We start from the raw sequence: 20,041 nt of genomic DNA, 5'->3' as shown, positions 1-20,041 counted from the left end.
ATGGAGCCTTCCCGATTCCTCGCCTGCCTCGCGGATGACTTCGCCCGGTTGCGCGCCGTCGCCCCGACCGACCTCACCTCGGCGGTGCCCAGCTGCCCCGGTTGGAGTGTCGCCGACCTGACCCGCCATGTCGGCGAGGTCTATTTGCACAAGACCCTGGCCATCCGGGACGGCGCCGAGCCCGAGCCGTGGCCGCCGGCGGAGCTGGCAGCCGAGGAGCCGCTGGCCCTGCTCGACCGGGCGTACGCGGCGCTCCTGGCCGAGTTCGCGACCCACGACCCGAAGGACACCGCGGGCTCCTGGTACGAGCCCGGCCAGACCGTTGGCTTCTGGATCCGCCGGATGGCGCAGGAAACGGTCATCCATCGCATTGACGCGGAGCTCGGGGTCGGGGTGCCGGTCGCCCCCATCCCGGATGACCTCGCCGTGGACGGCGTCGACGAGCTGCTCCGGGTGTTCGTGGAGTATTCGGTCGCCGAGTGGGCCGACTTCTTCACCGAGATCCTGGCCGACTCACCCGGCTGGACGTACACGCTGCGCGCCGACGAGCAGGCGTGGTCGGTGCGGACCGGACCGGGGTTGTTCAGCGTGACCGACGGCGCGACTGATGCCGCCGACGTGACCGTGACCGGCCCGCCCGCGGCGCTGCTGCGCTGGGTGTGGGGTCGGGAGCTGCCTGGTGAGCCGAGCGGCGTCACCGTGCAGGGCTCACCCGAGGCGGTGGCACAGCTGCGCCGTTGCATCGTCACCGCGACGTAGGGAGCTGACGGCTTAGCCCCAGCTCCCGGCCAGCGGGAAATCAGCCGCCCGACCTTGAGCCGAATAGGTAAAGATCGATAGGGTCGACCGTAGGCGCCGCCCCGCCTCAGTCCATCACCATCGATCGACCGAAGCGGGTTCAGCATGCGCAAACTGAGATTTGTCACGACTATGGCCGTCGCCGGCCTGCTCGCCGCTGTGGTGGCGATGGTCGCCACACCGGCCAGCGCGGCGACCGCCGTGTTCTCCGTGACGAACAGTTGGGGCAGTGGCTATCAGGGCCAGGTCACCGTCACCAACAACACCTCCACACAGATCACCAGCTGGCGGGTCGAGTTCGACCTGCCGTCGTCCTCAAGCGTCAGCCAGTCGTGGAACGCGCAGCAGTCGACCTCCGGCAGCCACTACACCTTCAGCAACGTGTCCTGGAACGGGACACTTGCCGCCGGCGCCTCGACCTCGTTCGGCTTCCTCGTCAACGGCTCCGGCACCCCGGCGAACTGCACGGTGAACGGCGCGTCCTGCGCCGGCGGCCCGCCTCCGACGCCCACCCCCACCACCCCGACGCCCAGACCGACCACCCCCACGCCCACTCCGACCGTGCCGCCGCCGACCTCCGGCACCCCGGTTGAGCGGTACGGGCAACTGCGGGTCTGCGGCACCGCCATGTGCGACAAGAACGGCGCGCGGGTCCAGCTGCGCGGCATCAGCAGCATGTGGCTCAACTGGGAAACCGCCCCGTACGCCGAGAACCTCTCCGCGCTGACCTGGATGCGCGACAACTGGAACCTCCAGGTGATCCGCGCGGCCATGGGTGTGGAGCCGGCGGGCGCGTACCTGAGCGACCCGGTGAAGGCGCGTACGCAGGTGGAGACCATCATCAACAACGCGGTCACCGCCGGCGTGTACGTGATCGTCGACTGGCACGCGCACGAGGCGCAGAACAACCAGTCCCAGGCGGTGGCGTTCTTCGGTGACCTGGCTCGCCGTTACGGCAACCTGCCCAACGTCATCTGGGAGCCCTACAACGAGCCGTTGCAGGTGAGCTGGACCAGCGTCATCAAGCCGTACCACCAGGCGGTGGTGTCCGCGATCCGTGCCGCCGACCCGGACAACATCGTCGTGCTCGGCACCCCGACCTGGTCGCAGGACGTGGATGCCGCGGCGGCCAGCCCGGTCGCCGGCACCAACCTGATGTACACACTGCACTTCTACTCGTGCACCCACGGGGCGTCGCTGCGCGCCAAGGGCGACGCCGCGATCCGCGCGGGCCTGGCGTTGTTCGTCACGGAGTGGGGTGCCAGCCACGCCGATGGCGGCCTCGACGGCCGGGCGTGCCTGCCGGAGGCGCAGTCCTGGATCGACTGGATGAAGGCGAACGGCATCTCCTGGACGGCGTGGAAGCTCGACGTCGGCACCGACACTACCAACCTGCTCAGCCCTGGCGCGCCGGTGACCGGCGGGTGGACCAACTACCTGCACGGCCACGCGCCGTTCGTGGTGGCGAACATGAGGTGACCCGAGCCCTTCTCGGGTTGTGATCAACTCCAGGTCGGCGATGTCGGGGTGTCTGGGTCGGCGGGACACCCCGACATCGCCGATCCCGTGTTGACGTACGGGCAGCCCCCGCAGGGCCAACGTGTCGGTAGGCGTTATACCTGTGAGTCATACAAATACCTCTGAGGTATATCGCTTTGGACCGCGGCGGGGGCGGGGCGATCAGCGTGACGCCGGCGCCGGTGGTCGAGTTGCGACGTGCGCGAAGATCCGCCGTCGGCCGGCGCCGCGTGCTCCGCGCCGACCATGACGGCCCCCTGCTGCCGACGCCCATATCGCTGAGCGGCCCGGGGCAGAACGGCGCGTCACCTTAACGCACCGGAAACGCGCCCGGTACCAACCGTGGGAACGCTCGTCGGACAGTCGAAGCCACCGACACGCGAACCGGGGTGACCATGGCCGACAACACCACGAACGCGCCGACGTTCGAAGGGCCGATGGGCCGGTCCGGCAACGGCCGGACGCTGCCCACGCCCCGCCCCAACCCGGTCGTTCCACTGGACCAGGGCGACCCGGCGGATCTGGCCACGATCGGCGTGGAGGAGGAGTTCCACGTCGTCGACCTGCACACCCGAGAGTTGGTGCCGCGGGCCGGAGAACTGCTCGACCGCCTACCGGCCGACTCCTTCACCGCTGAGCTGCACCGCAGCGTGGTGGAGACCAACACCGCGGTCTGCCGCACCCTGGACGAGATCCGCACCGAGCTGACCCGGCTGCGCCAACTGGCCGTGCAGGTCGCCGACCGGGCCGGGCTCGGCATCGTGGCGGCCGGTACGGTGCCGCTGCGCGCCGACGGCGACCCGAGCGTCACCCCCACCTCGCGCTATCGGCGGATGCTCGACGAGTATCAGATGCTCGCCCGGGAACAGCTGATCTGCGGCGCGCAGGTGCACGTGGGCGTGACCGACCGGGACCTGGCCGTGGCGGTCACCCGGCGGGTCCAGCCGTGGCTGCCGGTCCTGCTGGCCCTCTCCACCAGCTCGCCGTACTGGATGGGTCAGGACAGCGGCTACGCCAGCGTCCGCTCGCTGGTCTGGCAGCGCTGGCCCACGGCGGGTGACCCGGGCGAGGTGACCAGCGCGGCGGACCATGAGGCACTGGTCGCCGAGCTGATCTCCTCGGGCACCATCACCGACCCAAAGATGATCTATTTCGATGTGCGGCCGTCGGCCCACGTGCCCACGGTCGAGCTGCGGGTCACCGACGCCAACTCCGATGTGGAGACCATCGTCCTGCTCACCGGCCTGTTCCGGGCGCTCGTGCGGCGGGAGGTCGCCGCGCTGCGCGCCGGAGTGGAGCGCACGGCGGTTCGGCCGCCGGTGCTGCGCGCGGCCGTGTGGCGGGCGGCCCGCTCGGGGTTGGAGGGTGACCTGCTCGACCTGCCCCGGTCGGCCCGACCCGTGCCGGCCGCCGAGGCGGTCCGCCGCCTGGTGACCGACCTGCGCCCGCAGTTGGAGGCGATCGGCGACTGGGAGCAGATCCGCGAGCTGACCCGGTACGCGCTGGAGCGGGGCAGCTCCGCGGCGCGGCAGCGGCGGGCGTATGAGCGGCGTGGTCGGCTGGCCGACGTGGTCGACCTGCTGCTCGACGAGACCCGGGGCCGGGGCCGGGGGCCGCTGCCCGGCGTGCGGACACTGCCGACGCTGCCCACGTACGCCGATGCCGCCGACGAGGTTTTCGGCCCGAGCGGGCCGGAGCCGGCGTACGGCCCGATGCTGGCCGCCCTGCGCCAACTCGGCGCCGGCACGCTTCGTCAGCGCGAGCACGACCGGGACGAGGAACAGCGTGCCCGGGGGGTGACCTTCAGCGTGGCCGGCGAGGCGAGCACCCGGCTCTTCCCGGTCGACCTGGTGCCCCGGGTGGTGCCCGCCGCCGACTGGCGGACGCTGCGCACCGGCCTGGTGCAGCGCGCCCGCGCCCTCGACGCGTTCCTGCGTGACGTCTACGCGGACCGGGCCGTGGTTGCCGACGGCGTGGTGCCGGCGTGGGTGGTGGAGTCCTCACCCGGGCTGCGCCCCACCGGGGCGCTGATGGGACGGCGTAGCACCCGGGCGCAGGTGTCCGGAACTGATCTCGTCCGCGACCCGGCCGGAGGCTGGTATGTGCTGGAGGACAACCTGCGGGTGCCCTCCGGGATCGGATACGCGGTGCAGAACCGTCGGCTGACCCAGGCCGTGCTGCCGGAGTTGCCGGTGCCGGAGGATCTGCTGCCCGCCGACGAGACGCCGGCGATGCTGTACCGGGCGTTGGTCGCCGCCGCGCCCGCCGCGGTCGACGACCCGGCCGTGGTGGTGCTCAGCAGCGGCCGGGGTGATCCCGCATGGTTCGAGCATCGGCTGCTCGCCGACGAGATGGGTGTGCCGCTGACCGAGACCAGCGACCTGTTGGTGGAGGAGGGCCGGGTCCGGCTGGTCCGCGAGGGCCGCCGCAGTGAGGTCGACGTGATCTACCTGCGGATGGACGAGGAGGCGCTGCTGCACGCGCCGGGCGCCGACGGGGTGCCGCTGGGTTGGCCGCTGCTCGCCGCGGTGCACGCCGGGCGGCTCACGTTGGCCAACGCGCTGGGCAACGGCGTCGGCGACGACAAGGCGCTGTACGCGTACGTGCCCCGGCTGATCGAGTACTACCTGGGCGAGAAGGCTCTGCTTGGGGACGTGCCGACGTACCTGTGTGGGTTGCCGGAGCAGCGCGCCGAGGTGCTGGGCCGGCTCGACCAGTTGGTGCTCAAGCCGGTCGACGGGTACGGCGGCGACCGGGTGGTGATCGGCCCCCGGGCCGAGGCGGAGGAGCTGGACGCCGTCCGGGAGCAGATCCTCGCGGCCCCGCATCGGTGGATCGCCCAGGAGATGATCTCGCTGACCACCCACCCGGTCTTCGACGGCACGGCTCTCGCGCCCCGGCACGTCGACCTGCGGGCCTTCGTTTTCCTCGGTGAGAAGGCCGAGGTGGCACCGGTGGCGCTGACCCGGGTGGCGCCCGCCGGCAGCATGATCGTCAACTCGTCGCGAGGTGGTGGGTCGAAGGACACCTGGCTGCTCGGCGGAGCCGAGCAGACGTCGGTGTAATCCGAGGCGTTATCCTGCGCCCGTGGAGGTCACGGCACAGGGCGAGCGGTTGGCCGCCGAACTGGGTCGCTGGCTGGCCGACCTGACCTTCGTCGACCTGGACACCGACGAGGTCACCGCGCGGGTGATCGACTCGGTGGTGCGGTGGGCCGAGGCCCAGGGCTGGCGGGTCTACCGGCGCGCGCCCAGCGTGCTGCCGTTGCCACCGCCGCTGGAGCAGCGGCACTCGGTCCTCGACGTGGCGTGCGCCCGCCCCGACGGCCCGCCGGTGGTGGTGGAGGTCGACCACACCGACCGGGCCCGGACGGTGCAGAAACTACGCGCGGAGGCGGACGCCGGTCGGATTCCGATCTGGGTGCGGTGGGGCGTCGGGCGTTTCACCGCGCCGCCACTGCCGGTGCGGATGGTGCCCGTCGAGGTGACCCGCCGGGCTGGGCCGGCGGGGCGCGGACGGCTGCACAGTCGTACCGGCGAACGCCCCGCGCCGGCGCACTCGACCGGAGGCGGCACGGCGGACGCGCAGGCACTGCCCATCCCGCTTTCGAGCCTGGACAAGGACACCTGAAGCGAATCGTAAGCGGGATTCGGCAGAGTTCTGGATGTCACCGGAGAACACGACCGACACCCAGGAGATTCCGATGCGCAAGCTCATCAACTCGACCTACCTCACCCTCGACGGCGTCATCGAGAACCCCATGTGGACGTCGCCGTACTTCGACGAGGAGGCCGCCAGCCTCGCCGGGGCCCAGACCGAAGAGGCCGACGCGATGCTGATGGGCCGGGCCACCTACGACGGCATGTCCGTCGCCTGGCCGAGGATGGACGAGAGCGACCCGAACACGGGCGCGGCCTACTTCAACAATGTCAAGAAGTACGTCGCCTCGACCACCCTGACCGACCCCACCTGGAACAACACGGAGGTGCTCCAGGGTGACCTGGTCGAGGCGGTCAGCGCGCTCAAGGCCCAGGAGGGCAGGAACATCATCCAGTACGGCTTCGGCTCGGTCACCGCGCAGCTGATCCGGGCGGGCCTGGTGGACGAGGTCCGGTTCTGGATCCACCCGGTGTTGGAGGGCGGCACCAACCTGACGGTGCCGCTGACCGATTTCAAGGCGTCGTTCGATCTGGTCGACACCCGGGTGCACAAGAGCGGCGTGATCGTGGCCTCGTACGCGCCGAAGACGACGGCCTGACCAGGGATCAGAGCTGAGCCCGGGCCTCACCCGGGCTCAGCCGCGTGCCCTCGGCGACCAGCGCGTCGAAGCGCTCCGATCCCAGCTCGGCCCGCAGGCGGTCGGTGACCCGGTCGGTGTCGTCGCGTTCGGCGGGCGCGGCGGGGGCCCGCGCGGCGAGCCGGGCGGCGGTCGCGGCGCCCAGCAGCCGGGCGGCGACCTCGGGGGAGCGCACCGCCGCCGCCATCCCTTCCAGAGGGCTGATCGCGTCCCGCATCGTCGCCATCGCCTCGGCAGCCTCGAACGCCTCGATGTGCAGGGCCAGCGCAGCGTCCGGGTCGCCGCCCTGCTCGACCGCGTAGCCCAGCTCCACCAGGATCATCGGCAGGTAGAGCGCGGGCTGGCTCTCGCCCCGACCCAGGTCGGCGAGGTGGGTGAGGTGGGTGACGGCCAGGTCGAGCTTGCCGTCGCGGCGGGCGGCCAGCCCGAGGCTCATCTCCGCGAAGACCAGCGCACCGGGCGAGCCCTGCTCCACCGCCAGGCCGTACGCGCGTTCGGCCAGTTCCCGACCCTGGGCGTAGTCGCGGGTCTGCACGGCGAGCCAGGCCAGCCAGGACAGCTCGGCGCAGACCTGCGGCCACAGCGCCAGTTCCTCGGCCCAGCGCAGTCCCTCCCGGTGCAGCACGGCGGCGCGCTCGTACTCGCCGCGCATGTCGGCCAGGCCACCCACCCACTCGGTCGCCCGAAGTCGGCCCCACCGGTCGCCGATCTCGGCGAACAGTGCGGCGCTGCGCGTCGCGGTGCGCTCCAGGGCGGCCTGGTCACCGTTGGCGTGTGCGATGTGGGCCAGGGAGGTGAGCACCGCGGCTTCGGTCCACGGGTCGACGACGGCGGTGGGCAGCAGCTCCGACGCCAGGGCCAGGTCGCCGTGCTCGATCACCGCGTTGGCCGCGAACCAGGCGGCGTGGCCGTCCGGGTCGGCGGCCACCGCGGCGCGTACGTCGTCCGGTGCGACCGCCTCGCCCTGCGACAGGGCGAAGCCGACCCGCCAGGGGGCCGCGCGGGTCTCCTGCTCCGGATCACCGGGCACGGCCAGGGCTCGCCGTGCCTCGGTGAGCCGGCCGCGCAGGTGCCAGTACCAGCTCAGGGCGACCGCCAAGCGCAGCCCGCCACCGTGCGACAGGGCCGATCGCAGGTTCGCCATCTCGGCGTCCAGCAGGGCCAGCCACCGCTGCTGGTCGGCCCCGCGCAGCTCTGGGTCGGCGCGCTCGGCCAGCTCGGTGTAGTAGGCGGCGTGCCGCGCGCGCACCTCGTCGATGTCGGTCAGGCGGTCCAGGCAGAACGCGGCGACCGATTCGAGCAGCCGGTAGCGCGGCCCGGCGCCGGAGTCGTCGAGCACCACCAGCGACCGGTCCACCAGCCGAGCGAGGGTGTCCAGGTCGGTGCGGCAGACGTGCTCGGCGGCCTCCGGGGTGCAGCCGTCCCGGAACACCGCCAGTCGGGCGAGCACCGCCCGGTCGGCCTCGTCCAGGAGGTCCCAGCTCCACCCGATCACCGCGGTCAGCGTCCGCTGCCGGGGTGGCACGTCCCGCTGCTGGGTGGTGAGCAGCCGGAAGCGGTCGTCGAGCCGGTCCACCACCCCCCGCACGCCCAGCGCGCGGACCCGGGTCGCGGCCAGCTCCAGCGCCAGCGGCAGGCCGTCGAGGCGGCGGCAGAGCTGGGCGACCGCGGGTGCGGTCCGACCGTCGAGGCGGAAACCGCGCTGCTGCGCGGCAGCGCGGGCGGCGAACAGCTGAGCCGCCGCCGAGCGCCGGACCGCATCCACCGCACCGTCGTCCGGCACGGGCAGCGGGGGTACCTCCCAGAGCAGCTCGCCGGTCAGCCCGAGTGGCTCCCTGCTGGTGGCCAGCACGCGCACCCCGGGCACGTCGCGCAGCAGCCGGGCGACCAGCTCGGCGACCGGGTCGATGACGTGTTCGCAGTTGTCCAGCACGAGCAGCAGCTGCCGGTGCCGCAGGGCCGTGACCACTCGGTCGGCGGGGGACAGGCTCGTGCCGGCGGCCTCGTAGGTGCCCAGCGCGCCGAGCACCTGCTCGGCGACGTGTGCGTCGCCGGCCGGCAGCGGGGCCAGCTCGACCAGTCGCACGCCGTCCGAAAAGGACTGCGTACGGGCCGTCTCGGTGGCCAGTCGGGTCTTGCCGACACCACCCGGCCCGACCAGCGTGACCAGCCGTTGCCGGGGCAGCAGCGCCCGCAGCTCGGCCAGCGCCTCGGCTCGCCCGACCAGCTCGTCGAGCGGGGCCGGCAGGCCGGCGCCAACGATCGCGGATCTCGGGGGCGCGCTCAGGCCGGCGTCCTGGTGGAGAATCCTGCGGTGCAGGGCGACCAGCTCCGGGCCGGGGTCGAGGCCCAGCTCCTCGGCGAGCCGGTCCCGCAGCTCGGCGTAGCTGTCCAACGCCTCGGACTGGCGACCGGCCGCGTACAACGCGCGGAGCTGCACTCCCCGCAGGCCTTCGCGCAGCGGATGCCGGGCGACCAGTTCGGCCAGGTCGGCGGCGACCAGGTCGTGCTCACCCCGGGCCAGCCGGGCCTCGGCCAGCCGCTCGTGTACGGCCAGGCGCTGCTCGCCGAGGCGGGTCGCCTCCGCCCGGACGAACTCGGCGTCAGCCACGTCGGCGTACGCCTCGCCGCGCCACAACGCGAGGGCCTCGGTCAGTCGCTCGACATCGGTGCGGCGGGCCAGTTCGGCGAACCGGTCGGCGTCGACCGCGTCGACCCGCAGCAGGTAGCCGGGTGGCCGCGACTCGACCAGCTCGCGGGCACCGGGCTCGGCGTCGTTGAGTGCCTTGCGCAACTGGGACACCCGCACCTGCAGGGCGCCGGCGGGGTTGGCGGGGGAGTCCTCGCCCCACAGATCGTCGATGAGGCGGTCGGCCGAGACCACCTGGTTGCGGTTGGTCAGCAGGTCGGCCAGCAGCGTCCGTACCTTCGTGCCGGGCACCACCACCGGCTCGCCGGCGTCCGTGGTGACGGCGAGCGGCCCGAGCACCCCGAACTGCACGGCGGTCATCCTAGCGGCGCAGAGGTGACCTGAAGTCGACCGTGAGCGCGCCGACGACCGGCTGGCTGGCTCCGGTCGGCGAGGTCCTGGACGGCCGACCGTCCATTCTCGCCCGCCCGCCGTGAAGTTCGCCGTCCCTGGTCATAGCGTGCGGCCGATTTACCAGGTAGAAACATGCCAACCCCTTCGACCGGCCGGAAGCACTGGCCGAAGGGATCAGAGAGCGCTCTCACGCCCCAGCTGTGCCGGGAGCACGATCCGGCCCGGAGAGGACTAACCGCATGACAACCCAGCCCCGACAGGTGCGCCGGCGATCCGGCCGCACCCTCATTCTCGCTCTGGTGCTGACCACCGCCGTCACGATGACCAGCACCGCCGCCAGCGCCGGTCGGCCGACGCATGGCGCCCCGGACTTCGGACCCAACGTCACGATCTTCGACCCGGGCATGCCGATCAGCGAGATCCAGCAGACCCTCGACGCGGCGCACGCCCGGCAGGTCGACAACGAGATGGGCACCGAGCGGCACGCCTACCTGTTCAAGCCGGGCACGTACGGCACGGCCGAGCAGCCGTTGCAGGCCAAGGTCGGCTACTACACCGAGGTCTCCGGCCTGGGCGCCTCGCCCACCGACGTCAGCGTCAACGGCAAGCTTGAGGTCTACAACCGCTGCCTGGCCGACGGCGGGACCGGCAACTGCCTCGCGCTGGTCAACTTCTGGCGCACCCTGTCCAACCTCTCGCTCACCATCAACGCGGCAGGCCAGGACGGCTGTCGGTCGACGGCGAACTTCTGGGCGGTGTCCCAGGCGGTGTCGATGCGCCGGCTGAACATCAATGGCGGCGGCCTGTCGCTGATGGACTACTGCACCGCCGGGCCCCAGTTCGCCAGCGGCGGCTTCATCGCCGACTCACGGCTGCCGGCCACCACCAACGGATCCCAGCAGCAGTGGCTGACCCGCAACAGCGAGGTCGCGGGCTGGTCCAACGCGGTGTGGAACCAGGTGTTCGCGGGGGTCGAGGGAGCGCCGGACGACGCGACCTTCCCCGACCCGCCGTACACCACCCTGGAGACCACCCCGCTGAGCCGGGAGAAGCCGTACCTGTACATCGACGGCAAGGGCCGCTACAACGTGCGGGTGCCCGCGGCGCAACGTGACAGCCGGGGCGTCTCCTGGGCCGACGGCATGACGCCGGGGCGGACCATCGGGATCGGCGACTTCTTCATCGCGAAGCCGTCCGACTCGGTGCGCGTCATCAACAGCCAACTCGCGCGCGGCAAGCACCTGCTGCTCACCCCCGGTACGTACGACATCGCGCGCAGCATCGAGGTCCGGCGTCCCAACACGGTGGTGCTCGGCATCGGGCACGCCACTCTCACCGCGGTGAACGGCGCCATCCCGCTGGACGTCGCCGGCGTTCCCGGCGTGGTCGTCGCCGGCGTCACGATCGACGCAGGCACCGTCGAGTCGCCGGTCCTGCTGCGGGTGGGGCGGCAGCACGGGCACAACGCCAGCAGCGCGGCCAACCCGACCACTCTGTCCGACGTGTACTTCCGGGTCGGCGGCCCGCACATCGGCCGGACGAACACCGCGCTGGAGGTCAACAGCGACAACGTGCTCATCGACCACACCTGGGTGTGGCGCGGCGACCACGGCGTCGAGGGCTTCACCGAGGGCGTCAACGGTGACACCGACCGCTGGCGCACCAACACCGGTCGCTACGGCGCCGTCATCAACGGCGACCACGTGACCGCCACCGGCCTGTTCGTCGAGCACTTCCAGCGCTACAACACGGTCTGGAACGGCGAGCACGGCACCACGATCCTCTACCAGAACGAGTTGCCGTACGACCCGCCGACGCAGGCCGACTGGATGAACGGCAAGGTCGAGGGCTGGGCCGGCTACAAGGTTGGTGACCGGGTGCGCCACCACACCCTGTACGGCGGCGGGGTGTACGTCTTCAACCAGAACAACCCGTCCATCCACACGGAGAACGGCTTCGAGGTCCCGAACAGGCCGGGCGTGAAGCTGCACCACATCATGACCGTCAACCTCAGCGCCGGCACGATCGACCACGTGGTCAACGGCGTCGGTGACGCGGCCGACATGACCAAGGTCGGGGTGCCGGTCTACCTCACGCAGTATCCGACTCCGTAGCGATCTCGGGCGTACCGACGGGGCCGGAGCCGGTAAGGCTCCGACCCCGTCCGGTTTCGTCAAGGCGGACGACAGCACCCATCCTTTCGGTTGCTTGACTATTTATTCCATTGATTAGTCGAACTCTTGCGGGTCGGCATTCGCTGCTGCCACGATGACCGTCAATGCCTTCCGTCCCGAAGGAGTGGTCGTCATGGCGGTCTCCCGCCGCAGGTTCGTCACATCGGTGCTGGCCGGGTCCGCCCTCGCCACCGCCTCCACCACCGAGCTGCTCACCACCCTGTCCAGCCCCGCGCAGGCCGCCAGTCCCCCCGGGGACGTGGTCGGCAAGGTGACGGTCGGCTACCAGGGCTGGTTCAGCGCACCCGGCGACGGGGCCCCGATCGGCGGGTGGTGGCACTGGGGCCGCGACCGGTTCCAGCCGCCCTCACCCGCCAACACCACGATCGTGTCCTGGCCGGACATGCGCGAGTACACGCGCACCTATCCCACCGCGTACCCCAACCTGGGGAACGGCTCGCCGGCCACACTCTTCTCCTCCTACGACCAGCAGACGGTGGACACCCACTTCCGGTGGATGCAGGAGTATGGCTGCGACACCGCCGCGCTGCAACGGTTCAACCCGATGGGCGATGAGGGCCCGACCCGCGACGCGATGGCACAGAAGGTGCGCTCCGCCGCCGAGCGCTACAGCCGCAAGTTCTACATCATGTACGACGTCACCGACTGGTTGAGCTTCCAGTCGGAGATCAAGACCGACTGGACGACGAAGATGGCGGCGCACACCGCGTCCTCCGCGTACGCCCGGCAGAACGGCAAGCCGGTCGTCTGCATCTGGGGTTTCGGCTTCAGCGAGCCCAGCCGTCCCTTCACCCCGGGGCCCTGCCTGGAGGTCATCAACTGGTTCAAGGCGCAGGGCTGTTACGTCATCGGTGGCGTGCCCACCTGGTGGCGGCAGGGCATCGAGGACTCCCGCCCCGGCTTCCTCGACGTCTACCACTCGTTCAACGCGATCTCGCCGTGGATGGTCTACCGGGCCAGGACCGTGGAAGAACTGGACTCGTACTACAACAACGTCAACGTCGGCGACATGGCCGACTGCGCGGCGCGCGGCATCGACTACCTGCCCTGTGTGATGCCCGGCGACCTCGCCGGAGGGCATCGCAAGCACGGCGACTTCTACTGGCGGCACATCTACAACATGGTTCGCCTCGGCTCCCAAGGCCTGTACGTGTCCATGTACGACGAATACAACGAGGGCAACCAGATCGCCAAGACGTCCGAGACCCAGGCCACCACCCCGGCCGGCGCGAACATCCGCGCGTTGGACGAGGACGGCGTGGCCTGCTCCTCCGACTACTACCTCCGGATCACCGCCGACGGCGGCCGGATGCTCAAGGGGCAGCTCGCCCTCACCGCCGTACGCCCGACGCCACCCATGGTCGGCACCCCGCCCCCGACCGGCGGCAACCTGGCCGCCGGCCGACCCACCTCGGCGAGCAGCCAGGGTGGCGGGTTCCCGGCGTCGAACGCGGTGGACTCGAACGCCGGTAGTTACTGGGAGAGCGGCGGCGGCTCCTTCCCGCACTGGTGGCAGGTCGACCTCGGCGCCAGCCACCAGGTCAACAAGCTCGTGGTGCGGCTGCCCACCGGTTGGGGCGCGCGTACCCAGACCATCACCGTGCAGGGCAGCGTCGACGGCGGCTCCTTCGCCACCATCGCCGCGGCCTCCGCGTTCACCTTCGACCCGGCCACCGGCAACACCGTGACCCGCACGCTGACGACCACCACGGCCCGCTACGTCCGGCTCAGCATCGCCGGCAACACCGGCTGGCCGGCGGGCCAGCTCGCCCAGGTCGAGGTGTACGCCGGAACCACCGTCCCGGACAACCCGCCGACCGCCCCGAGCGGCCTCACGGTGACCGGCCGGACGTCGACAAGCGTGTCCCTGTCCTGGACGGCCTCCACCGACGACACCGGAGTGACCGGATACCAGGTACGCCAGGGCGGCAACGTCGTCGCCACCGTCACCGGCACCACGGCGACCGTGAGCGGGCTCAGCCCGTCCACCGCGTACACCTTCACGGTCACCGCCCGCGACGCCGCCGGCAACACCTCGGCCGTGTCCAACGCGGTCACCGCCACCACGGACGCCCCGGCCAACGCGGACCTCGCCCGCGGCCGACCCACCAGCGAGAGCAGCCACGTCCAGAGCTACGGGTCCGGCAACGTAGTCGACGGTGACCCGAACAGCTACTGGGAGAGCGCCAACAGCGCGTTCCCGCAGTGGGTCCAGGTCGACCTTGGTGCCTCGCGCACGGTCGGGCGGGTGGTGCTGAAGCTGCCGCCGTCATCGGCCTGGGGGAGTCGGACGCAGACCCTATCCGTGCAGGGCAGCACCGACGGGGGGAGCTTCGGCACCCTCGTTGGGTCGGCGGGGCGGGTCTTCGACCCGGCGACCGGCAACCAGGTGACGCTCACGTTCACCGCCGCGCAGGCCCGCTACGTGCGGATCACCGTCACCGGCAACACCGGCTGGCCGGCCGGCCAACTGTCGACCCTGGAGGTCTACGCGAGCTGACCAGGCGTAAGGTGCCCGGCGGCCCCGCCCTGCCTCGTCGATCATGGAGTTGTGGTGGGCAACAAAAGCCCTCTCTGGTCCCAAATCAGGCACCACAACTCCATGATCGACAGGCCGGTCCGCGATCTTGCACTTCCTGTCCCGACGTAGGGGGCATTCCAGGCGTACCGGCGACCGAAACTGCAAGATCGGCGCGGCGCGGGGTGGTGCGTTCCTGGAGTGGCTGACCTGGTGTCGGGAGTTCACCGTGCCCCTTGGTCGTTCCCGCATTCGGTCAATACCTCCCACCCATCGGCACAGCGGTGCTGATCGACTCGGGTTTCGTGAAAGCGGGGCATCCGCGTCGATGGCATACCGCGACTTCACCAAACCCGTGCTGATCTTCGGTGAAAAGTTGGAGCAGCACCATGAAGGTGCCGCCTATCACCAACAGGTATGCCGTCCGGCCAGCATGGAGGAGCGGCACGTATATGCCGGTCCTGATGAGCAATGGAATGGATCGCTGGCGTCTAACCGTGGCCTGCTTAGGGAGTACCGTCGATGATTGCAGGACGGCCGGCCGTGGCGATCGCCGCCGTCAGCCGTCAGCTAGGAGTGCTGTCAAGCCCCCACGCGCAACCACTCTCGTTGACCCACGTTTTCCGGCTGAGTTGCGGCGACTTCGGGAAGCGCGAGGGCTGTTGCCGGCCGAGTATCGGGGCGCGTACCTGGTCGACGCCGCGCGGGCGTACCTCCAGATTGGTGACCTGCGCGGCGCCGCTCGCGCGCTGGTTGACGCGGACAGCATCGCGCCGGCTGAGGTTCGGTGCCGGCCGTTGGCGCGTACCGTGATCGCCGACGTTGCGCGCGCTCAGCCGGCGCCGGCCGGCGTGGCGCGACTGGCCACGTTGGTCGGCCTCACCCGCTGACCGGCGGCTGGTCGGAGAGCCGGCGGCGCAGGTCGTCGGCCGGGTGGATGGTGCGCACCGGATCCGGCACCGGCCCTCGGCGCTGCCACTCGCGGGGATAGCCGAGGGAGACTTCCTCGAAGCGCACCCCGTCGTGGAACGTGGTGCGGGGGATGTGCAGATGCCCATAGACGACGGTGGCCGCGCCGAAGCGCAGGTGCCAGTCGCTGGTGCGCACGGTGCCGCACCACTGCGCGAACAGCGGGTACCGCAGGATGTCGGTGGGTGCCCGCACCAGCGGGTAGTGGTTGACCAGCACGGTCGGCAGCGCCGGATCACGCTCGGCCAGCCGGCGTTCGGTCTCGGCGACCCGGGCCGCGCACCACGCCTCCCGGCTCGGGTGAGGGTCGGGGTGCAGCAGCGCCTCGTCCGTGCACACCACCCCGGCCGCGTACGCCAGGTCGAGCGACTCCTGCCGGGTGCGCGCCTCCGGGACCCGGAACGTGTAGTCGTAGAGCACGAAGAGCGGGGCGATCAGGGCCGGCCCGCCGTCGCCGTCCCACACCGGGTACGGATCCTCCGGGGTGACGACCCCCAACCGCCGGCACATCCGGACCAGCTCGCGGTAGCGCTCCTCGCCGCGCAACGTGACCGGGTCGCCGGGTGGCGTCCACAGCTCGTGGTTGCCCGGCGCCCAGACGACGCGTGCGAACCGACTGCTCAACAGCCCGAGCGCCCACTCGATGTCGGCGAACCGGTCGGCGACATCCCCGGCGACGAGCAGCCAGTCGCCGTCGTTGTCCGGGTGTAGCTCCTGGACGAACGCGCGGTTCTGCGGGTGCCCGACGTGCAGGTCGCTGACAGCCCGCAGTCGGGGCGGAAGATTCACCACCCGAGGCTAGGCCGTCGCGACCCGATCAGGACACCCCTGTCCCGCCAGCGGGCACGGTCAGCAGAACCAGCCGTCCTGCACCCAGCCGCGCCGGTTGATGTGCCCGTAGGCGAAGCCGTAGACGTAGCCGCCGCTGCGAGGGCCCTCGACCAGGAACGTCTGACCCTGGTAGAGGGTGCCCATCCAGGCGCCGTTGGGCTGGGTGCGGACGAACAGATCACTCGCGCACACCGTCTCCCGTTGGCCGATCGTGCCGTTGGCGGCCTGCGCGGGGGCTAGCAGGGCGACTGTCGCGGCGACGATCCCGGCGAGCAGGCCGGCGATTGCCCGGGTGCGCCGTCGGGTCACCATGAGTCGTACCCGCCGATGCACTCGGCGCGCAGGTAGCCCCAGTCGTTGGGGCCGAAGTCGAACGAGGCCGCCCACCCGTTGTAGACCGGGTGCGCGCCCGGGGTGTGGCCGATCTTGTTGCCGTAGGTCAGAGTGCGCTTGAGGCCGGTGGGCCCGCCAGCGGAGTCGTAGTTGGCGTAAAAGCTGGCGCTCTGGCAGACCACGATGGCATGCCGTGGCACCACCGGGTCGGCGTGGGCCGGCGTGGCGCCCAGCGCGACCGTGGCCGCTCCGATGGCCAACGCGGCGACCCTCGCGTGCATTCGTCGAGGCATGCCCACCTCCCGTACGCCGAAACTTTCCTACCGGCGAGCCTACCGATGGCGTCGATAAATGTCGATGGGTGAGCTGGCCCGGAGGTGCTCCCGGTGGTCCGCATATCCGTCGACCGGGCGGGAAAGCGCGCTGACGTCCGACAGCCCGAGACCGGAGCAGGAGACGACATGCCTTTCATCACCGTGGGAACGGAAAACTCCGCGCCCATCGACCTGTACTACGAGGACCACGGTTCCGGTAAGCCCGTGGTGCTGATCCACGGTTTCCCGTTCAACGGCGCGACCTGGGAGAAGGAGACCACCGCGCTGCTCAACGCCGGATACCGGACGATCACCTACGACCGGCGCGGTAACGGAAACTCCGCCCAGCCGGCCTTCGGGTACGACTACAACACGTTCGCGGCCGACCTGGACGTGCTGATGACCGAGCTGGACCTGAACGAGGTGACCCTGATCGGTCACTCGATGGGCACCGGCGAGGTGGTCCGCTACCTGGGCAACTACGGCTCGCGACGGGTCAGCCGAGCCGTGCTGCTCAGCCCGCTGCAACCAATGCTGGCGAAGGCCAAGGACAACCCGGAGGGCGTCGACACGAGCCTGTTCAAGGGTTTCCAGGACGCCATTATCAAGGACCGCTTCGCCTACCTGACGTCGTTCTGCGACGCGTTCTTCAACCCGGATCAGAACATGGGCAAGCGGGTCAGCGAGGAGGCGTACCGGGCGCACTGGCAGATCGGCGCGATGGCCTCCGGTAAGGCCACCCACGACAGTGTGAACGCCTGGCAGGAAGACTTCCGCCAGGACCTGCCGAAGATCGACATCCCGGTGTTGATCGTGCAGGGCGACCAGGACCGGGTGCTGCCGTACCCGGTGACCGGTCAGCGGCTCGGGCCGATGATGCCAACCGGTCAGCTCATCACGCTCAAGGGCGCGCCCCACGGCATTCCGTGGACGCACGCCGACGAGGTCAACAAGGCGATCATGGACTTCATGAAGCAGCCGGCCAAGGCTCGCGCCTGACCCGTACCGGTAGCCGATCGGACACCAGCGTTGCGAGGACGCTGCGACACCCGGCCTTTTTCTTGGGCCGGGTGTCGTCGGCGGTCAGGGCCGGCGGGCCACGACCGCACCGTTGGCGCCGGGAGCGTCGAACGGCACCGTGCGGACGTCGACGAAGCCGACGTCGGTGAGCCAGGCCGCGTACTCGGCACCCGAGTAGTTCCGGCCGCCCTCGGTCTCCACGAGCATGTTCATGCCCATCAGCGCCGCCTCCGGCGGCCCGGTGCGCTCGTCGTTGAGCAGCAGCTCGCTGACGACGATCGCCCCGCCGGGCGGCAACGCCGCGTGGCAGCGGGCCAGCAGCGCCCGGTTCGTCGGCTCGTCCCAGTCGTGCAGGATCATGCTCAGCAGGATGACGTCATGCCCGTCCGGCAGCGCCGGGTCGGCGAGGAAGTCACCGCCCACCGCGTCGATCCGCCCGGTCAGGCCGGCTTCCGCGATCCGCTCCTGCGCTCGTACGCAGACGTGCGGGAGGTCCAGGACGGTCGCCCGCAGGTCGGGCAGGCGACGGCAGAGCTCGATCGGGAACGCGCCGGCCCCGCCGCCCACGTCGAGCAACCGGCGATGTGCGGAGAAGTCGTACGCGTCGGCCAACGCGCTGGCGGTGAAGCTGGACGTGGAGAACATCGCGTCCCAGAACTGCGCGAGCATCTCCGGGTCGGCGGTGTCGAACATCGACTGCTGGGCCTGCGGGTCCCAGGTCAGCGGCCGATCGGTGCGCAGCGCCTCGCCGATGCGGTGCCAGGGCAGGTAGGTGCGCAGGTCCGAGTAGCGGACCTGCGCGCCAAAGTAGTACGGGCTCCCCTCGACCAGGAACTGCTCGGCCAACTCGGAGTTGCGATATCCGTCGCCGGCCTTCTCCAGCAGGCCGAGCGAGGCACTCGCGGCCAGCAGCAGGTCAGCGGGCCGGTCGGCCAGCCCGAACTCGACGGCGGCCTCCTCGACGGTCATCGTCCGTCCGCCGGCCAGCCGGGTGAACAGGCCGAGCTCGACGCCGACCGCGAGGGTCTTGAACCCCCACACGCCGGCCACCAGGCGCATGAGGGGAGTCGGGGTGATCATGACTCATGAGATCACACATCCCGTCTGTCCACTATGGCGCACTGATAGACGTTCAGGCCCGGATCAGCGTCACCAACCCGGCCGCGACCAGCACGCCGGCCCAGAGCCGATCGACGTTGAACCACGCCCGACGCAGCACCGCACCCACCGGTGCTGCGGTCAGGTGCCCGGAGTGGCCCCGGGCACCGGCTCGGCGACCAGCAGCACCCCGCAGCAAGGTCGGATATCAGCCGGATCGAACCTGGCGGTGAGGCGCGCGAAAACCAGTGGCGCAGCGCCGCCGTCCGCCCTTACGGTGCCGCCGAACCACGTCGTCTAGTCAAGGGCGTCCCGTTGTACACCCTGTGAGACCTCCCGAGCGCTGATCTGTCGCGCGTCGCGCCATGCGCGTCGCGCTCCTTTGCTGCGGACTTCTCACTGAAACCGGTGTACTTCTGTGCTCAAAATCTGGGCGGTCGTGCCCACCTGCCTGCCACTCCTTCGCCGCCGTTGCCACGCGTGCCCATCCGAGCGCTTCCAGGCAAGCGGCAAATTTCGCGTCAACGCAAACCACAAGCTCATCGACGCCTGGCTCCTCGCGCTCTGCGCCGCTTGCGGGGAAACCGCGAAGATCACGGTCCTGGAGCGGATGACTGTGCGCTCCATACGACCTGAGCTGCTGGACCGGCTGCATGACAACGACCCTGGCCTGACAGCTGAGCTGCTCCAGGATCCGGTCGTGCAGCGCCGTAATCGCATCGCCCTCGACTGGGACAATGCCTGGCGCCTCGACACCGGCGGAACGGATCACCTGGACCGCGAAACGATTGACGTCTCGGTCCGCTTTGCGGCGCGGATCCCGGTCCGGCCGGTGCGACTGATCGCTGAAGGTTGCGGTCTTTCGCGTGCCGAGGTCGACAGACTGATCACGGAGGGGAAACTCGTTTCGGCGGTCCGGCTCAGCGGCAAGCTCTCCGGCGACTTCACCTTCACGCTCAAGCGCTGAGCCTCGTCGGGGCCACGGGCCTGTCCGGCATGATTCGCCGGGCAGGCCCTAAGGCGTGTTTCGTAAGTCAGGCTGGCGGGGTCGAGGTCACGGCGTGGCGGTGATCGACAACTGAAGAGGTCTCCGGTATCTGGTTCTGC

Annotated in this window: 17 protein-coding genes; 11 read left to right on the top strand and 6 right to left on the bottom strand. The window is 70.6% G+C overall.

Annotation, left to right across the window (positions count from 1 at the left end):
* From ABZS37_RS30520 to ABZS37_RS30500, 5 genes are all read left to right on the top strand, one after another.
* Positions 1–759: a maleylpyruvate isomerase family mycothiol-dependent enzyme gene (locus ABZS37_RS30520; RefSeq protein ID WP_355174685.1), complete on the top strand. Its 759-nt coding sequence runs from the start codon at positions 1–3 to the stop codon at positions 757–759.
* Positions 760–903: 144 nt separating this feature from the next.
* Positions 904–2,277: a cellulase family glycosylhydrolase gene (locus tag ABZS37_RS30515; RefSeq protein WP_355174683.1), complete on the top strand. Its 1,374-nt coding sequence runs from the start codon at positions 904–906 to the stop codon at positions 2,275–2,277.
* Between the two features lie 434 nt (positions 2,278–2,711).
* Positions 2,712–5,381 (top strand): carboxylate--amine ligase/circularly permuted type 2 ATP-grasp protein, encoded by a 2,670-nt coding sequence (locus tag ABZS37_RS30510; protein ID WP_355174717.1) that lies wholly within the window; start codon positions 2,712–2,714, stop codon positions 5,379–5,381.
* A 22-nt stretch (positions 5,382–5,403) separates the two neighbouring features.
* Positions 5,404–5,946: a hypothetical protein gene (locus tag ABZS37_RS30505; RefSeq protein ID WP_355174681.1), complete on the top strand. Its 543-nt coding sequence runs from the start codon at positions 5,404–5,406 to the stop codon at positions 5,944–5,946.
* Between the two features lie 73 nt (positions 5,947–6,019).
* Positions 6,020–6,574, top strand: coding sequence for a dihydrofolate reductase family protein (locus tag ABZS37_RS30500; protein ID WP_355174679.1), 555 nt, complete (start codon positions 6,020–6,022; stop codon positions 6,572–6,574).
* 7 nt (positions 6,575–6,581) lie between these two features.
* Here the strand turns inward: ABZS37_RS30500 and ABZS37_RS30495 are convergent, their stop codons facing one another.
* Positions 6,582–9,623: a BTAD domain-containing putative transcriptional regulator gene (locus ABZS37_RS30495; protein ID WP_355174677.1), complete on the bottom strand. Its 3,042-nt coding sequence runs from the start codon at positions 9,621–9,623 to the stop codon at positions 6,582–6,584.
* Positions 9,624–9,895: 272 nt separating this feature from the next.
* Here ABZS37_RS30495 and ABZS37_RS30490 point away from each other — a divergent pair, with 272 nt between their 5' ends.
* The 4 genes from ABZS37_RS30490 (at position 9,896) to ABZS37_RS30475 (ending at position 15,259) form a co-directional block, all read left to right on the top strand.
* Positions 9,896–11,770 (top strand): adenylyl cyclase, encoded by a 1,875-nt coding sequence (locus ABZS37_RS30490; protein ID WP_355174675.1) that lies wholly within the window; start codon positions 9,896–9,898, stop codon positions 11,768–11,770.
* Positions 11,771–11,963: 193 nt separating this feature from the next.
* Positions 11,964–14,351 (top strand): discoidin domain-containing protein, encoded by a 2,388-nt coding sequence (locus ABZS37_RS30485; protein WP_355174673.1) that lies wholly within the window; start codon positions 11,964–11,966, stop codon positions 14,349–14,351.
* Between the two features lie 346 nt (positions 14,352–14,697).
* A complete protein-coding gene (locus ABZS37_RS30480; protein WP_355174671.1) occupies positions 14,698–14,895 on the top strand; it encodes a hypothetical protein in 198 nt (65 codons plus the stop codon).
* 136 nt (positions 14,896–15,031) lie between these two features.
* The gene (locus ABZS37_RS30475) at positions 15,032–15,259 is read left to right on the top strand and encodes a hypothetical protein (protein WP_355174669.1); all 228 of its coding nucleotides are present in this window, start codon (positions 15,032–15,034) and stop codon (positions 15,257–15,259) included.
* Here ABZS37_RS30475 and ABZS37_RS30470 read toward each other — a convergent pair.
* From ABZS37_RS30470 to ABZS37_RS30460, 3 genes are read right to left on the bottom strand one after another with little or no spacing between them, the layout of a single operon-like run.
* The gene (locus tag ABZS37_RS30470; protein ID WP_355174667.1) at positions 15,249–16,127 is read right to left on the bottom strand and encodes a metallophosphoesterase; all 879 of its coding nucleotides are present in this window, start codon (positions 16,125–16,127) and stop codon (positions 15,249–15,251) included. The two genes, ABZS37_RS30475 and ABZS37_RS30470, sit on opposite strands and share 11 nt — an antisense overlap.
* Positions 16,128–16,187: 60 nt before the next feature.
* Positions 16,188–16,481: a hypothetical protein gene (locus ABZS37_RS30465; RefSeq protein ID WP_355174665.1), complete on the bottom strand. Its 294-nt coding sequence runs from the start codon at positions 16,479–16,481 to the stop codon at positions 16,188–16,190.
* On the bottom strand, positions 16,475–16,795 hold the full coding sequence (locus ABZS37_RS30460; RefSeq protein WP_355174663.1) for a hypothetical protein: 321 nt from the start codon (positions 16,793–16,795) through the stop codon (positions 16,475–16,477). The genes ABZS37_RS30465 and ABZS37_RS30460 overlap by 7 nt, the downstream gene beginning before the upstream one ends.
* A 168-nt stretch (positions 16,796–16,963) precedes the next feature.
* Here ABZS37_RS30460 and ABZS37_RS30455 point away from each other — a divergent pair, with 168 nt between their 5' ends.
* The gene (locus tag ABZS37_RS30455) at positions 16,964–17,815 is read left to right on the top strand and encodes an alpha/beta hydrolase (protein WP_355174661.1); all 852 of its coding nucleotides are present in this window, start codon (positions 16,964–16,966) and stop codon (positions 17,813–17,815) included.
* Between the two features lie 84 nt (positions 17,816–17,899).
* Here the strand turns inward: ABZS37_RS30455 and ABZS37_RS30450 are convergent, their stop codons facing one another.
* Positions 17,900–18,916, bottom strand: coding sequence for a methyltransferase (locus ABZS37_RS30450; RefSeq protein ID WP_355174659.1), 1,017 nt, complete (start codon positions 18,914–18,916; stop codon positions 17,900–17,902).
* A gap of 52 nt (positions 18,917–18,968) precedes the next feature.
* Positions 18,969–19,133 carry a hypothetical protein gene (locus ABZS37_RS30445; RefSeq protein ID WP_355174657.1) on the bottom strand — a complete coding sequence of 55 codons (165 nt, stop codon included), beginning with the start codon at positions 19,131–19,133 and terminating at the stop codon, positions 18,969–18,971.
* A 219-nt stretch (positions 19,134–19,352) separates the two neighbouring features.
* Here ABZS37_RS30445 and ABZS37_RS30440 point away from each other — a divergent pair, with 219 nt between their 5' ends.
* Positions 19,353–19,901, top strand: a complete 549-nt coding sequence (locus ABZS37_RS30440) for a DUF1062 domain-containing protein (RefSeq protein ID WP_355174655.1) — start codon at positions 19,353–19,355, stop codon at positions 19,899–19,901.
* Positions 19,902–20,041 lie beyond the last annotated feature (140 nt).

The organism is Micromonospora sp. NPDC005413, from assembly GCF_040606435.1.
GTDB lineage: Bacteria > Actinomycetota > Actinomycetes > Mycobacteriales > Micromonosporaceae > Micromonospora.
This window is presented reverse-complemented; position numbering and strand designations above follow the sequence as displayed.

Bases quoted from the DNA above. Each gene is read 5' to 3' on its own strand.
- ABZS37_RS30510 (WP_355174717.1), top strand. From the start codon at position 2,712: ATGGCCGACAACACCACGAACGCGCCGACGTTCGAAGGGCCGATGGGC.
- ABZS37_RS30465 (WP_355174665.1), bottom strand. From the start codon at position 16,481: ATGGTGACCCGACGGCGCACCCGGGCAATCGCCGGCCTGCTCGCCGGG.
- ABZS37_RS30455 (WP_355174661.1), top strand. From the start codon at position 16,964: ATGCCTTTCATCACCGTGGGAACGGAAAACTCCGCGCCCATCGACCTG.
- ABZS37_RS30460 (WP_355174663.1), bottom strand. From the start codon at position 16,795: ATGCCTCGACGAATGCACGCGAGGGTCGCCGCGTTGGCCATCGGAGCG.
- ABZS37_RS30450 (WP_355174659.1), bottom strand. From the start codon at position 18,916: ATGATCACCCCGACTCCCCTCATGCGCCTGGTGGCCGGCGTGTGGGGG.
- ABZS37_RS30500 (WP_355174679.1), top strand. From the start codon at position 6,020: ATGCGCAAGCTCATCAACTCGACCTACCTCACCCTCGACGGCGTCATC.
- ABZS37_RS30520 (WP_355174685.1), top strand. From the start codon at position 1: ATGGAGCCTTCCCGATTCCTCGCCTGCCTCGCGGATGACTTCGCCCGG.
- ABZS37_RS30490 (WP_355174675.1), top strand. From the start codon at position 9,896: ATGACAACCCAGCCCCGACAGGTGCGCCGGCGATCCGGCCGCACCCTC.
- ABZS37_RS30485 (WP_355174673.1), top strand. From the start codon at position 11,964: ATGGCGGTCTCCCGCCGCAGGTTCGTCACATCGGTGCTGGCCGGGTCC.
- ABZS37_RS30495 (WP_355174677.1), bottom strand. From the start codon at position 9,623: ATGACCGCCGTGCAGTTCGGGGTGCTCGGGCCGCTCGCCGTCACCACG.
- ABZS37_RS30480 (WP_355174671.1), top strand. From the start codon at position 14,698: ATGGCATACCGCGACTTCACCAAACCCGTGCTGATCTTCGGTGAAAAG.
- ABZS37_RS30515 (WP_355174683.1), top strand. From the start codon at position 904: ATGCGCAAACTGAGATTTGTCACGACTATGGCCGTCGCCGGCCTGCTC.